The 14389-nt window shown below is 60.0% G+C and carries 16 protein-coding genes; 1 reads left to right on the top strand and 15 read right to left on the bottom strand.

Annotated features, from left to right (window positions below):
* Positions 1 to 133: 133 nt before the first annotated feature.
* From phnC to phnG, 8 genes are all read right to left on the bottom strand, one after another.
* Entirely contained in the window at positions 134 to 973 is an 840-nt protein-coding gene (gene phnC / locus ASB66_RS05685; RefSeq protein ID WP_060719325.1) for a phosphonate ABC transporter ATP-binding protein, read from the bottom strand.
* A gap of 116 nt (positions 974 to 1089) precedes the next feature.
* Positions 1090 to 1713 (bottom strand): DapH/DapD/GlmU-related protein, encoded by a 624-nt coding sequence (locus ASB66_RS05680; protein WP_060719326.1) that lies wholly within the window; start codon positions 1711 to 1713, stop codon positions 1090 to 1092.
* Between the two features lie 75 nt (positions 1714 to 1788).
* Positions 1789 to 2517, bottom strand: coding sequence for a phosphonate C-P lyase system protein PhnL (gene phnL / locus ASB66_RS05675; protein WP_060719327.1), 729 nt, complete (start codon positions 2515 to 2517; stop codon positions 1789 to 1791).
* 12 nt (positions 2518 to 2529) lie between these two features.
* Complete coding sequence (gene phnK, locus ASB66_RS05670; protein ID WP_012654706.1) at positions 2530 to 3306, bottom strand: phosphonate C-P lyase system protein PhnK; 777 nt, start codon at positions 3304 to 3306, stop codon at positions 2530 to 2532.
* Positions 3303 to 4211 (bottom strand): alpha-D-ribose 1-methylphosphonate 5-phosphate C-P-lyase PhnJ, encoded by a 909-nt coding sequence (locus ASB66_RS05665; protein WP_060719328.1) that lies wholly within the window; start codon positions 4209 to 4211, stop codon positions 3303 to 3305. The genes phnK and ASB66_RS05665 overlap by 4 nt, the downstream gene beginning before the upstream one ends.
* A gap of 142 nt (positions 4212 to 4353) precedes the next feature.
* Positions 4354 to 5460 (bottom strand): carbon-phosphorus lyase complex subunit, encoded by a 1107-nt coding sequence (locus tag ASB66_RS05660; protein ID WP_060719329.1) that lies wholly within the window; start codon positions 5458 to 5460, stop codon positions 4354 to 4356.
* Positions 5461 to 6066: a phosphonate C-P lyase system protein PhnH gene (phnH, locus tag ASB66_RS05655; RefSeq protein WP_411910094.1), complete on the bottom strand. Its 606-nt coding sequence runs from the start codon at positions 6064 to 6066 to the stop codon at positions 5461 to 5463. It lies immediately after the preceding gene.
* A complete protein-coding gene (phnG, locus tag ASB66_RS05650) occupies positions 6066 to 6539 on the bottom strand; it encodes a phosphonate C-P lyase system protein PhnG (protein ID WP_420094373.1) in 474 nt (157 codons plus the stop codon). The genes phnH and phnG overlap by 1 nt, the downstream gene beginning before the upstream one ends.
* A 93-nt stretch (positions 6540 to 6632) precedes the next feature.
* Here phnG and phnF point away from each other — a divergent pair, with 93 nt between their 5' ends.
* Positions 6633 to 7370, top strand: coding sequence for a phosphonate metabolism transcriptional regulator PhnF (phnF, locus tag ASB66_RS05645; RefSeq protein ID WP_060719476.1), 738 nt, complete (start codon positions 6633 to 6635; stop codon positions 7368 to 7370).
* Here the strand turns inward: phnF and deoA are convergent.
* From deoA to ASB66_RS05610, 7 genes are read right to left on the bottom strand one after another with little or no spacing between them, the layout of a single operon-like run.
* Positions 7354 to 8673 (bottom strand): thymidine phosphorylase, encoded by a 1320-nt coding sequence (gene deoA, locus ASB66_RS05640; RefSeq protein WP_060719332.1) that lies wholly within the window; start codon positions 8671 to 8673, stop codon positions 7354 to 7356. The two genes, phnF and deoA, sit on opposite strands and share 17 nt — an antisense overlap.
* A 1-nt stretch (position 8674) precedes the next feature.
* Positions 8675 to 9448: a deoxyribose-phosphate aldolase gene (deoC, locus tag ASB66_RS05635; protein ID WP_060719477.1), complete on the bottom strand. Its 774-nt coding sequence runs from the start codon at positions 9446 to 9448 to the stop codon at positions 8675 to 8677.
* A complete protein-coding gene (locus tag ASB66_RS05630; protein WP_060719333.1) occupies positions 9441 to 10250 on the bottom strand; it encodes a purine-nucleoside phosphorylase in 810 nt (269 codons plus the stop codon). Before ASB66_RS05630 ends, deoC begins: the two co-directional genes overlap by 8 nt.
* Positions 10247 to 10639 carry a cytidine deaminase gene (locus ASB66_RS05625; RefSeq protein ID WP_060719334.1) on the bottom strand — a complete coding sequence of 131 codons (393 nt, stop codon included), beginning with the start codon at positions 10637 to 10639 and terminating at the stop codon, positions 10247 to 10249. The genes ASB66_RS05630 and ASB66_RS05625 overlap by 4 nt, the downstream gene beginning before the upstream one ends.
* A 1-nt stretch (position 10640) precedes the next feature.
* A complete protein-coding gene (locus ASB66_RS05620) occupies positions 10641 to 11612 on the bottom strand; it encodes an ABC transporter permease (RefSeq protein ID WP_060719335.1) in 972 nt (323 codons plus the stop codon).
* A gap of 12 nt (positions 11613 to 11624) precedes the next feature.
* Positions 11625 to 12770 carry an ABC transporter permease gene (locus tag ASB66_RS05615; RefSeq protein WP_060719478.1) on the bottom strand — a complete coding sequence of 382 codons (1146 nt, stop codon included), beginning with the start codon at positions 12768 to 12770 and terminating at the stop codon, positions 11625 to 11627.
* Between the two features lie 7 nt (positions 12771 to 12777).
* Positions 12778 to 14289 (bottom strand): ABC transporter ATP-binding protein, encoded by a 1512-nt coding sequence (locus tag ASB66_RS05610; RefSeq protein WP_060719336.1) that lies wholly within the window; start codon positions 14287 to 14289, stop codon positions 12778 to 12780.
* Positions 14290 to 14389: the final 100 nt, after the last annotated feature.

Below are 14389 nucleotides of genomic sequence, written 5' to 3'. Positions count from 1 at the left end.
TCTGGTTTTCCCGATGGACCGGATCTGTCTCTTGAACGTAAGAAAGGTGCCTTTGACGCGGGCAAGCGAAGGCGCTGCCATCGGGCTGGATGCCACGATAGAAATGCTATTTTTCAGGTCACGAATTGCTGGCTCAGCTTGCCGTGGCCGCCACCATCGGCACAGACAGGGCAACCTCCGGCTTCGGCAGGCGGATCGCGGTCGATGTCATGCTCTCGTCAATGCCGTTGCCATCCTGGCCATTGCCATAGATCGCCTGCACCGCCTGTGCCGTCAGGGCATCCGGCGGACCGTCGAACACCACCTTGCCCGCCGCCATGCCGATGATCCGCTCGCAATAGGCCCGCGCCGTATCCAGCGTGTGCAGATTGGTGATCACGGTGATACCTTCGCGCTCGTTGATGTCGCGCAGCGCATCCATGACGATCTTGGCGTTCAGCGGATCGAGCGAGGCGATCGGCTCGTCGGCCAGCAGCATTTTCGGCGCCTGCATCAGCGCACGGGCAATGGCCACCCGCTGCTGCTGACCACCGGACAGCGTGCCAGCCGGCTGCAGGGCCGTCTGCTCGATGCCCAGCCGCTCCAAAGCCGCAATCGCCATGATCCGCTCTTCGCGCGTAAAAATATTGAGGATGCTCAGCGACGTGGAACGGTGGTTGAGACGCCCCAGCATGACATTGGTGAGAACATCCAGACGCGGAACCAGGTTGAACTGCTGGAAAATCATCGCGCAATCGCGCTGCCAGCTGCGCAAAGCCGATCCCTTTAGGCGCGTCACGTCCTGATCGCCGAACCGCATCGACCCGGATGTCGGATCGGCCAAGCGGTTGATCATTCGCAGCAAAGTGGACTTTCCCGCACCCGAACGACCGATAATGCCGACCATCTGCCCATGCGGAATAGACAGGGTCACGGCCTCCACGGCAATCTTCTTGCCAAAACGCCGCGTCACCTCGGTCAGTTCGAAATTCATGCGCTTGTTCCGATGTCATGTCCAAATCCAGAGCGAGCTATAGTTCAGGTCGGTGAAGCGGCCATGTCAGTTTCATGACATTTCTGTTAAAATCAGAGGGTAGAAAGGCCTATACTTCAGACTAAGACTTCATGTCGGGCCAGAAAATCTTCGGCGGAAAGTGTGCGGAAGTCGGCAAGGGCAGCGTGAAGCCGCTCATGCTGCCAATCCCACCAGGCAAGTCTGTCCATGCGCGCGCCGATACCTGGACCAAACCGGGGCTTGATCGGCTTGGCCGGGACGCCGCCGACGATGCTATAGGGCTCCACCGACTTGGACACGACCGCGCCTGCGCCGACGACCGCGCCATTGCCGATGGTGACGCCGGGCAGGATGGTGGCGCCATGGCCGATCCAGACATCATGGCCGATCACCACCCGGTTTTCCCGCCGCCAGTCGAAGAAATCCGTCTCCAGATCCGCCCCTTCGAAATAATCGACAGCGCGGTAGGTGAAATGGTGCAGCGTGGCGCGCCAGGTGGGATGGTTGGGGGCATTGATGCGGACACTGGCGGCGATATTGGCAAATTTGCCGATGGTGGCGCACCAGATGGAAACATCCTGCATCACATAGGAATAGTCGCCCATCTCAACCTCATCGAGACGGCTGCGCTCGGCGACTTCGGTGTAGCGACCGAGCGTGCTGTTCGTGACGCTGGCGGTCGGGTTGATTTGAGGCTCAAGCCCAAGACGGGTGCTCATGCGGCGATGCTCCTAGAGTTTGTCAGGGAAAAGTGGGTACCGGTTTTCCCGAAAAGACAAACGAAAACAAGAAAGCTAGAGGATGGCTGGTTCAATCTGAACCTGACGGCCTCTAGGTGAGAATTGCGACACATCGAGAATGGTATCAGCGACCGCTTCGCGCACTTCCTCGTCGTGGAAAATGCCGAGCATGGCGACGCCCTCGGCCTTTTTCCCAGCAATCAACTCGATGACCACGGCCCGGTTTTGCGCGTCGAGCGAGGCCGTCGGCTCATCCAGCAGCAGAATTTTATGGTCGGTGATGAAGCCGCGGGCGATGTTGACGCGCTGCTGCTCGCCTCCGGAAAAGGTGGCGGGCGGCAATTGCCAGAGTGCCTTGGGCAGGTTCAGCCTGGCCAAGAGATCACTTGCCACCGACCTTGCCTCGTCGATACCCACACCGCGCGCCGTCAGCGGTTGGGCGACAACATCCAGCGCCGACACCCTTGGAACCGTGCGCAGAAACTGGCTGACATAGCCCATCGTATCGCGGCGGATATCCAGCACCATGCGTGGCATGGCCGACGCCAGATCCACCACCACATCGTGATGGCGCACCAGGATCTGGCCGCTATCGACGGCATAATTGCCGTAGAGCATTTTCAGGATCGAGCTTTTGCCAATGCCGGATGGGCCGCCCAGCACGCTACAACTGCCACTGTTGACGGAAAAGCTGACATTGCGCACCACCGGCAACACCAGCCCGTCGCGCAGGTGCATGGTGAAGCTTTTGGCGACATCGGAAATGATGAGAGGTGTGGGCATGGGTCTATCCAATCACACTTGAAGTATAGAGGAGACGAGCAATTGCGTATAAGGCTCGCGCGGATCGTCCAGCACCCGGTCGGTCAGGCCCTGCTCGATCACATGGCCGTCCTTCATCACCATCATCCGGTGCGACAACAGCCTTGCGACGGCCAGATCATGAGTGACGACGATGACCGACAGACCAAGATCAGCCACAAGCCCACGCACCAGATCCAGCAGCCTTGCCTGGACGGACACATCCAGCCCGCCGGTCGGCTCGTCCATGAACACCAGACGCGGATTGGTGACGAGATTGCGGGCGATCTGCAAGCGCTGACGCATGCCACCGGAAAAAGCGCGCGGCTGGTCGTCGATCCGGTCAGCGGCGATTTCCACCCGGTCCAGCCAATCGGTGGCGGTGGCGCGGATATTGCCATAATGCCGTTCGCCGACCGCCATCAGCCGCTCGCCGACATTGGCCCCGGCTGAAACGGTCATGCGCAGGCCATCAGCGGGGTTCTGGTGAACGAAGCCCCAGTCGGTGCGCATCAGAAAGCGCCGCTCGGCCTCGCTCATGTGATAAAGCTCACGGTAAGCGCCGTCACGCATCCGGTAATCGACACTGCCGGTGGTCGGCATCAGCCGGGTGGACAGGCAGGACAATAGCGTCGTCTTGCCGGAACCGGATTCACCGACCACGGCCAGCACTTCGCCCGGCCAGAGATCGAAGGAGACATTGGCGCAGCCGATCCGCCGTCCGTAGAATTTCGACAGGTCACGGACCTTCAAAAGCGGTTGCTGGGTCATTGGGCAGCCTCCTCATGCTGTGTTTCGGCCAGCATCTCGCCCCGATGACCTTTGGCGCGGCGATCCTCGCAATGGTCGGTATCGGAGCAAACGAACATTCGCCCGCCCTTGTCGTCGAGGATCACTTCATCGAGATAGACGTGCTCGGCACCACAGAGTGCGCAGGGCTTGTCGAAGCTTTGCACCGTGAAGGGATGATCCTCGAAATCCAGGCTGACGACATCGGTATAGGGCGGCACGGCATAGATCCGCTTTTCTCGGCCCGCGCCGAACAATTGCAGGGCCTCTGACCGGTGCATTTTCGGATTGTCGAATTTCGGCGTCGGCGACGGGTCCATCACATAGCGGCCCGCCACCTTGACCGGATAGGCATAAGTGGTGGCAATCCGGCCATTGCGGGCAATGTCTTCATAGAGCTTCACATGCATCAACCCGTATTCTTCCAACGCATGCATCTTGCGGGTCTCTGTCTCGCGCGGTTCCAGGAAGCGCAGAGGTTCCGGGATCGGCACCTGATAGACCAGCACCTGGCCCGCCCGCAGCTTTTCCTCCGGAATCCGGTGGCGGGTCTGGATGATGGTGGCGTCGCCCGTATGGGTGGTGACTGCCACATTGGCGACCTTCTGAAAGAAGGCCCGGATCGACACCGCATTGGTGGTGTCGTCGGCGCCCTGGTCGATCACCTTCAACACGTCATCCGGCCCAAGGATCGCCGCCGTCACCTGGACGCCGCCGGTGCCCCAGCCATAGGGCATCGGCATTTCACGCGAGGCAAACGGCACCTGATAGCCGGGGATGGCGATGGCCTTCAGGATCGCCCGGCGGATCATCCGCTTGGTCTGCTCATCCAGATAGGCAAAATTATAAGTGGCAATTTCGCCCGCTAATGAAACTTCCGTAATCATTGTGCGTTACCCTTCCAGAAATTCGCAAACAGGGAGCAATGAGCATGGAAATCGAAATGATGTTCGCCGTCTTCGTGACCCTCATGCTGGGCGTCTCGACGCTTTGTGCCGCCTGGTATGCCGATCACGACTGATATCCCGGTCATTCCGCCGCCTCGCTCAGGTCTAGCCCTTGCTGGCGGGCCTGCTCGTGTTCAGATCGCATACGCCGCACCAGATCGAGTTCTGCCTGGAAATCCACGTAATGCGGCAGTTTTAGATGTTCGACGAACCCTGTTGCCTGCACATTGTCACAATGGGACAGGACGAACTCCTGGTCCTGGGCGGGTGCCGTGATATCCTCGCCGAGCTCTTCGGCGCGCAATGACCGATCCACCAGCGACATGGCCATCGCCTTTCGTTCGCTCTGACCAAACACGAGACCGTAGCCTCGTGTGAATTGCGGCGGGGCTTTCGACGATCCCTTGAACTGGTTGACCATCTGGCATTCTGTGACCTGGATACGCCCAAGCGATACGGCAAAGCCAAGCTCCGGCACATCCAGCTCCACCTCAACCTCGCCCAAGCGGATTTCGCCGGCAAACGGATGGCTGCGGCCATAGCCGCGCTGGGTGGAGTAGGCGAGCGCCAGAAGGAAACCTTCATCGCCACGGGCCAGCGATTGCAGCCGCAAATCGCGCGCCATCGGAAACTCGATAGGCTCGCGGGTAATATCGCCCGCCAGATGATCCTCTGGCATGTCACCGTCTGGTTCGATCAACCCTTCCTCGCGCAAGATATCGGAGACCCGCATGGCGGGTTCGCTGGATGGCATTTTCTGAACCGGAGGCTCCACCTCGCCTTCTTCCAGCAATGACGGATCGAGCAGACGGTGGGTATAGTCGAAGGTCGGGCCTAGCAGCTGGCCGCCGGGCAAATCCTTGTAGGTGGCGGAAATCCGCCGCTCGATTAACATCGCGCCGGTATCGACCGGCTCTGACAGACCAAACCGCGGCAGCGTGGTGCGATAGGCGCGCAGCAGGAAGATCGCCTCGATCATGTCGCCCCGCGCCTGTTTGATGGCCAGCGCCGCAAGCTTGCGATCATAAAGCGAGGCCTCGGCCATGACGCGGCCAACCGCCAGCGCCAATTGCTCGACAATCTGATCGACGGTCATTGTCGGCAGGCTTCGATCACCCCGGCGACGGTCGGCCAGCAGGCTGTGGGCATTGGCAATGGCGGTCTCGCCGCCCTTTACTGCAACATACATTCACGCCTCCTCGGATAGGATCGCGCAGCTGCGCGGCAGGCAGAGAAAATCCCGACCGGCAGTGACAATCACATCGACGCCGCGCGGAAACAGGGCATGATTGTCCTGCCAATGGCGCAGGAAACCGTCCGGCAGGCCAAGCGGAGCGATCATTGTCCGGTCTTGGATGCCGGGTCCCTTCAGAGTAAGCGGCTGGCCGCCTTCGAGGCTGGTGACTTCGTAGACAAGGGTCACCGAGCGGTCGGGATAGTCCTGCGTACCCGTGGAAAATTGCGCGAATGCCGCAAGCGGGCTGCCTGCTTCGAAAAACGCAAACTGTGCTTCGGTCTTGTCGGTTGTCGCCACCGCGCCAGTGTGAAAGCTCAGCCAGGCGGGCGTCGCATTTTTGGCAAGCCCGCCGCTGAGCCAGACGCGGGTATCGGCGTCACACAGCGTCAATGCGATGGCCGCCTGCGCCAGATTGAATGGGGCTGGCGGGTGCAACGACAGGGGAACAATCTGGTGGGTGCCGGGCCGGGCCATACCGTCCATAACAGCACGAAACACGCTTTGCGCTTCAAATACCGGCTGAGTAAAACCGCCGGTCAGGCTTTCCGCTTCGAGCATCAGTCTTCTCCTCTGACCATGGTGAAGAAATCCACCTTCGTTGCCGCCACCTGCTCCGCCTTGACGCGGTCGCCTTCATTCAGACGCCGCTCCACAGCCGCCAACAACGCCTCAATCCGGTCGCGATGCGCCTCATCCTGCCAAAGAGCGTCGAAAATTGCCGAAAGCCGCGCCTTTTCCTTTGACGTGCCAAGCGCCTGGGCATGCCCGACCTGGCCGGATGCCAGCCTGCATGTCGCCCGCGTCACCGTCACTTCACCCAGATTGAAGGACGCGCCACCGCCACCGATACGTCCGCGCACCATGACCAGACCAGTCTCTGGTCCGCGCAGGAAATGTGCTTCCGGCGCAAACGGCAGCGCGCTCCACAGCACCTTCAATTCGTCCACTTGGGCCGCGGCCAAAAGGTCAACAACTCTTTTTCGATGTACATCATCTGGATTTGCACTTTTTGCTCGTGCGCCCATTGCCAAACCTCCATTTGTCTATTAATATAGACAACCATACAACTTATCTTTACAAATATTCCTCCGGGATGACAAGCGTGTGACATGACGGTGCAGAAAGTGGCGGGACAAAAAGCAATCGAAAGACAGACCGGCGTGGCGCTCTGGCGCCAGATTGCCGATCGAATCCGGGTATCGATCAGCGATGGCACCTATGACACGACGGGCATGGTGCCGCCGGAAACGATTCTGGCTAGCGAATTTGGTGTCAACAGACATACGGTGCGCAGTGCGCTGGCGGCCCTTGCCCAGGAGGGGATCGTGCGCGCGGTTCAGGGACGCGGCACGCTGATCGAGCGACGGGATCGGATCAGTTTTCCGATTTCAAAGCGCACCCGTTTCACGCCCGGCATCGGCGGTCAGGCGCGGGCGCTGGAAGGTCTCTTACTGGAAAGCGCCGTCGAGACACCCAGCGCTGACCTGATGGACCATTTGCAATTGGCAGACGGCGTTCAGGTGATTCGGCTGGAAGTGCTGCGCAAAGCGGATGGCCGGGCGGTGTCACGCTCCACCATTTGGTTTCCCCTGCCCCGTTTCGAAGGGATCGATGTGGCATATCGGCAGAGCGGCTCAATCACCGCCGCCTTCGCAGCCTGTGGTCTTGCCGATTATCTGCGCGTGCGCACCGACATCAGTGCCGTCCATGCCGATCCTTCCGACCGGGATGAACTCGGCCTGTCACCCGGTGCCATCGTGATGATCACCAAAGCGCTGAACACCGATCTGGATGGCGTGCCGGTGCAATATGCCGTAACGCGCTTTCCCGCCGACAGAGTGCAGTTCACGATTGAGAGTTGAGCCATTCAACCACCGCAGGCCCCGGCACCAGCGCTTCATCGCCGATGGCAAAACTTGCCGCTATGACCTGCGCGGCGCGGGTGCCGCTGGCTTCATCGGCAGCATGAACGACAGCCAGAACGTCGCCTTTGGTAACAGCGGTTCCCACCGGCAGGAAGCCGCTGAAGCCAACCGAATGGTCAATCCTGTCTGAGGCACGGCGGCGGCCTCCGCCAAGGTCGATGACTGCAAGACCAATATCGCGCGTGGCGACCGTGGAAATGAAGCCGGATTGCGTGGCAAGAACCGGAATGTCGAGCACCGCCTTGGGGAGATATTGCCCAACCCTGTCGATGAAATCCACCGGCCCGCCCAGCCCATGCACCATGCGCCCGAAAATCTCGGCAGCCCGACCGCTGTCCAGGGCTTGGCGACACCTGATGTCAGCAGCGTCCCGATCCGGCTCAACCCCGCCATTGACCAGCATCTCGGCACCGAGAGCCAGTGTCACGGTTTCCAACCGGGTTCCCGCCTTCTCACCTCTCAGAAAGGCGACTGCATTGGCTATTTCCACGGCATTACCCGCACAATCCGCCAAGGGTTGGTTCATATCGGTCAGCAGCGCCGAGGTTCTGGTGCCTGCGCCATTGGCGACCGCCACCAGTGAACGCGCCAATACCCGTGCCTCTTCGATCTGGCCCATGAAGGCGCCATTGCCGAATTTGACATCCATCACCAGGCTTTCCAGCCCGCTGGCGAGTTTCTTGGAGAGAATGGAGGCGGTGATCAGTGGCACGGATTCCACCGTCGCCGTCACATCGCGAACCGCGTAAAGCCGTTTGTCGGCGGGGGCAAGGTCAGCGGTCTGGCCGATGATGGCGCAGCCAATCTCCTCCACCAATGTACGGAAGACCGAGGCATCCGGCGCAATATCATAGCCGGGTATCGATTCCAGCTTGTCCAGCGTCCCCCCGGTATGGCCAAGTCCCCGCCCGGAAATCATCGGCACCGCCAGCCCACAGGCGGCCATCATCGGGGCCAGCATCAGCGAGACATTGTCGCCGACGCCGCCGGTGGAATGCTTGTCGGCCACGGGACGACCAGCCGTCTTCCACGATAGAACCGTACCGCTGTCGCGCATCGCCAAGGTCAGCGCCACCGTCTCGGCATCGCTCATGCCCCGCAGGAAGACCGCCATGGCAAACGCGGCGATCTGCCCTTCCGACAATTCATCCCGGCTCAAGGCGCGGATGAAGGCCTGTAGATCAGCACTGGAAAGCTCCTCTCCGTCGCGCTTACGGCGAATGATCTCGACGGCCTGCATATCAATAGCCGCTGGCTGGGGCCGAGGATTTTTCGCCGGACAGGATCGCCAGGATATCATTCAACAGGCCGGATGCGCCGAAACGGAAGGTGGAGGGCATCACCCAATCCTCGCCCATGATCGCGCTGGCGTGGCGGAAATACAGGCTCGCATCCTTGACTGTGGAAATGCCACCCGCCGGCTTGAAGCCGACCTTGCGGCCACTGTCGCGGATTTCCTGGAGCATGATATCGGCTGCCTCAAGGGTGGCGTTGACCGCGACCTTGCCTGTCGACGTCTTGATGAAATCAGCACCTTCGGCAATCGCGATCTGCGAGGCGCGGCGGATAAGGGCGGCACTTTTCAACTCGCCGGTTTCCAGAATAACCTTGAGAATTGCGGGCGAGGCGATCACGGCTCTGACAGCCCGAATCATGTCCATCACGGCCGTTTCATCGCCTTCGATAAAAGCATGGTAGGGGATGACCAGATCGATCTCGTCGGCACCATCGGCCAGAGCTATCTCGGTTTCCGCGACAACCGCTGCAATATCAAGATTGCCCGAGGGGAAATTGACCACCGTTGCGATCTTCACCTGGCCGTCATGACCAAGCAAGCCGCGCGCCTGCGCTACGAAACGCGGCCAGATGCAGATCGCCGCCGTATGGCCGAATGACGTCACGGCACGGGCGCAAAGTTCATCGATTTCTTCCGGTCTGCAATCGTCTTTCAGATTGGTCAGATCCAGCACCGACAGGGCGACGGCAGCGCATTCGCGCAGTTCACGACTATCCAAGATCTGCTCCTCCATGAACGATCATTCGCTTGAGGATGGCGGCAAGCCGTCTCCCGCCAATCGGGGCCATATCCTTGGTCTCCTCGTGGCTGAGTTCGGCGCCCGTCATCCCTGCTCCATAATTGGTGATAACCGACGCGGCCGCAACCTTAAGGCCGAAAAACCGCGCCAGAATGACTTCCGGCACGGTGGACATGCCGACCGCATCGGCACCCAGCGTCCGCGCCATGCGGATTTCCGCTGGCGTCTCAAAACTTGGTCCAGAAAACCACATATAGACGCCGGATGACAGGGAAATGTCTTCAGCGTCTGCCGCACGGCGCATGGCCTCGGCCAATTCGCCGTCATAGGCCTGGGTCATGCCCACGAACCGGCCATCCCCCACCTCGCCAATCAGCGGGTTGCGACCGGAAAAATTGATGTGATCGGTAATCTGCATCACCGATCCGGGCGGCATGTCGGCCCGCAAGGAACCGGCTGCATTGGTGAGGATCAGCGTCGTCACGCCAAGCGCTGCCAGCGTCTCGATGGGCAACCGCATGGCTGCGGCATCGCCCGCTTCGTAATAATGCACCCTGCCCGCCAGCATGATAATCGGCTGACCGGCGAAAAGCCCGGCCACCAGTTCCTTGGCATGGCCGGAAACGCCGCCCTGCGGAAAACCCGGTATGTCGGCAAAGGGAATGCGAACCGCGTTCTCCACTTCGTCCACCAATCCGCCAAGGCCAGAACCCAGCACGATAGCGATGCGTGGCAGAAGCCCGTTCAGCCTGTCGATGAGGAGATCGACCGCGGGGGTCATCCGAGTGTATCCGTCTCGAAGCTGAAGGGCAGCAATTCGTCCATGCTCATCACCTTTTGCACGCCCACCTCATCGCAGAGATAGATTTTCGTCTCAGGCGAAGCAAATTCCCGGATTTTCTGACGGCAGCCGCCGCAAGGCGGGCAGAGCGCCAGCTTTTCAGCGATGACGGCAATCTCGACGATTTTCCGTCCGCCGCCCATAATCATGCAGCCGATGGCCGTCGGCTCGGCGCACCAGCCTTGAGGAAAAGACAGGTTCTCGATATTGGCGCCGGTATAGATCTTGCCGTCATCGGCGCGGATCGCAGCGCCGACCGGAAATTTCGAATAGGGCGCATGGGCATGGCGCATGGCATCGCGGGCCGCCTCGAACAGGTCGTGAGACATATTACCGTTCCTTCACATAGGGCACGCCGCCCGCCTTGGGACCATTGGCCGCTCCGATAAAGCCAGCCAGCAGGATACAGGTGAGAATATAGGGCAGGGCCTGGAAAATTTGCACCGGCACTTCACCAATGCCCGGTACCGCCTTGCCCTGCATGAAATTAGACATGGCATCGAGAAAGCCGAACAGCAGGCAGGCGAACATCACAGGCACCGGCTTCCATTTGGCAAAGATCAGCGCGGCAAGCGCGATATAGCCCTTGCCCGCCGACATGTCGCGGATGAAAGCCGCCGATTGGGCGATGGCGAGATAGGCTCCGGCAAAGCCGCAGAGAAAGCCAGCAACGATCACCGCCCGGTAGCGCAGCCAAGCCACGGAAATCCCTGCCGTATCGACAGCACCGGGATTTTCGCCCACGGCCCGCAGCCTGAGGCCAAAACGGGTGCGGTACAGCACCCACCAACTGAGTGGGACGGCCAGGAAGGCCAAATAGGTCAAGGCATTGTTGCCGGAAACCACATTGGCATAGAGAGGGCCAAGAAACGGCACGTCACGCAGGGCCTCAGCGCCCGGAAGCACGATCGGTTGAAAGCGGGCATCGCCCGGCAGTTGGGGCGTACGTCCGCCCTGGCTGAACCAGGCCTGACCCAAAACCGCAGTCAGGCCTGCTGCAACGAAATTCAGCGCCACGCCGGAAATGATCTGATTGCCGCGATTGGTGATCGAGGCAAAGCCGTGGATCAGCGAAAAGCCGATGGACACCGCAATGCCGCCTGCAAGCCCCGCCCAGGCCGAGCCGGTGAGATAGGCAACGCAGGCTGCCGCGAAAGCACCCGCCAGCATCTTGCCTTCCAACCCGATGTCGAACACCCCGGCCCGTTCGGAAAACAGCCCGGCCAGCGCCGTGAAAATCAGCGGGATCGACAGACGCACCGTGGAGCCCAGGATGCTGACGATCATATCGAAATTATCCATATCGTCAGATCCTCACTTGTTTGAAGGGGCGGGGCTTGACGGGGCGGGGCGGGCAGCCGGACGGGCAATCGTCTGGTAGAAACGCACCAGCGCCGGTCGGAACATGAATTCCAGCGCCCCTGCAAACAGGATCACCAGACCCTGGATGACCACGATCATGTCGCGGGTGATATTGGGCATATCGAAGGACAGTTCCGCACCGCCTTGGTAGAGCACGCCGAACAGGATGGCGGCAATGACGATGCCGAGCGGATGGCTGCGGCCCATCAGGCTGACGGCGATACCGACAAAGCCCGCGCCGCCGACAAATTCCACCTGGAGGCGAGCGGAAGCGCCCATCACCGTATTCAGCGACATCATACCGGCGAGGCCACCTGATATCAGCATGGTGATGATGACGATTTTCACATAGGGAATCCCGGCATAGGCCGCCGCAGACCGACTGATGCCGAGCGTGCGCATTTCATAGCCAAGCTTAGTGCGCCAGATCAGCACCCAGACCGCTGCCGCCATCACCAAAGCGATGATGAAGGAGACGTTGAAGGGAGCGGGGCCGAGCTTCAGGCCAAACAACGCCATCAGCCAATCCAGCTTCGGCAATTGACCGCCCTCAAGAAAGGTCCGGGTTTCCGGCGCCATCTTGCCGGGCACGATCAGCACATGCACCAGCAGATACACCATCAGCGCCGCGCCGATGAAGTTGAACATGATGGTGGTGATGACGATATGGCTACCGCGCTTTGCCTGTAGCCAAGCCGGAATCAACGCCCAGGCCGCCCCGAACACAGCCGCCCCGATCACCGCAAACGGCATGGTGACATACCACGGACAATAATGGTCCAATGCCAAGGCCACCAGCGCTGCGCCAAGACCACCGACATAGGCCTGGCCTTCGGAGCCGATGTTGAACAACCCGGCATGGTAGGCAACAGCCACCGACAGGCCGGTAAAAATGAAATTGGTCGCATAATAGAGCGTAAAACCAATGCCTTCACCGCGACCCAGCGCGCCCTGAAGCATGAGGACCAGGGCGTCCCAGGGATTTTCGCCAATGATCCACACGACCAGGCCGGAAATAAAAAAAGCCAGCAGCAGGTTGATCAACGGCAAAAGCCCGTAGGTGATCCAGTTCGGCAGCGGAATGGAAGCGGTACTCATCAAAACCTCAAGCGGCAATGCCGGCCATCATCAGGCCCAGCGTCTGTTCATCGGCATCTGCCGTCTTTTCGCCCACCACCTTGCCGGCAAACATCACCAGGATGCGGTCGGACAAGGAGCGGATTTCATCCAGTTCCACCGATACCAGCAGCAGCGCCTTACCCTTATCACGGGTTTCGACGATGCGCCGGTGGATGAATTCGATGGCGCCGATATCGACGCCACGGGTCGGCTGGCCGATGATCAGCACGTTCGGATCGCGCTCGATCTCGCGGGCAACGACGATCTTCTGCTGATTGCCGCCCGAAAAATTGGCCGTCTTCAATCGGGGATTGGGTGGTCGGATATCATATTTGGCAATCTCGACCTCGGCGGCAGCCCGGATCGCCTTCGGATCGAGAAACATGCCCTTTCCGTAGCGCTCGTCGCGGTGATAGCCGAGAATAGCGTTCTGGCTTTCCTCAAAGGGCAGGACAAGGCCCATGTGATGGCGATCTTCAGGGATATGGGCAAGCCCAAGATCTCGCAATCGAGCCGGATCATAACCGGTGACCGATTTGCCAGCGATGAGAATCTCGCCCGATACCGGCTTGCGAATGCCGGTGATCGCTTCCAGCAATTCGCTCTGGCCATTGCCCGCTACGCCAGCAATGCCGACAATCTCACCTTCGCGCACATCGAAGGACACATCATCGACCATGACGACGCCGCGACTGTCCTTAACGGTCAGGTTGCGCACCGACAGCAGAACGTCACGCGGCTGGGCAGGCTGCTTGTCGACCCGCAGCAGCACCCGGCGGCCAACCATCAGCTCCGCCAGTTCTTCGACTGTGGTCTCCGAGGTCTTGCGGGTGGCCACGATTTCGCCGCGACGCATGACAGAAACCATATCGGTAATCGCCATGATTTCCCGGAGTTTATGGGTAATCAGGATCACCGTCTTGCCCTGATCGCGCAGCACACGCAGGATCTTGAACAGATGATCGGCCTCGGCGGGCGTCAGCACTCCCGTCGGCTCGTCGAGAATGAGAATATCGGCACCGCGATACAGCGCTTTCAAAATTTCAACCCGCTGCTGGCGACCGACCGGCAATTCCTCGACTACAGCATCGGGATCGACATCCAGCCCGTAATCCGTTTCCAACTGTTTCAGGGAGGCGCGGGCCGCTGCCGTTCCCTTGGCCAGCAAAGCGCCACCTTCGGCGCCCAGCATGACATTTTCCAGCACGGTGAAATTCTCGACCAGCATGAAATGCTGATGCACCATGCCAATGCCGCTTGAAATGGCCGCCTGACTGTCCTTGATGACAGTTGTCTGGCCGCCGATTTTAATCTCGCCGCCATCTGCCTGGTAAAACCCATAGAGGATCGACATCAGCGTCGATTTCCCGGCACCGTTCTCACCGATAATGCCATGGATCGAGCCCTTGGCCACTGTCAGGTTGATATTCTTGTTGGCATGAACCGGACCGAATTTCTTATCGATCCCGATGAGTTCAATCGCAGGGGTTTGGGCCACGTGCAAAACTCCGGAGAGAGTATTTCCAGCAAAGATGCGAAGCAGGTTTGCGTCCGGAAATGCAAAAAGAGAGAGAATTTTCGCTGTTCGACGAAAAGCG

Source organism: Gillisella vitis, assembly GCF_001541345.2.
Taxonomy (GTDB): domain Bacteria; phylum Pseudomonadota; class Alphaproteobacteria; order Rhizobiales; family Rhizobiaceae; genus Allorhizobium; species Allorhizobium vitis.
Note: the sequence above shows the minus strand (reverse complement) of the source record. Positions and strands in the feature narration are given on the sequence as shown.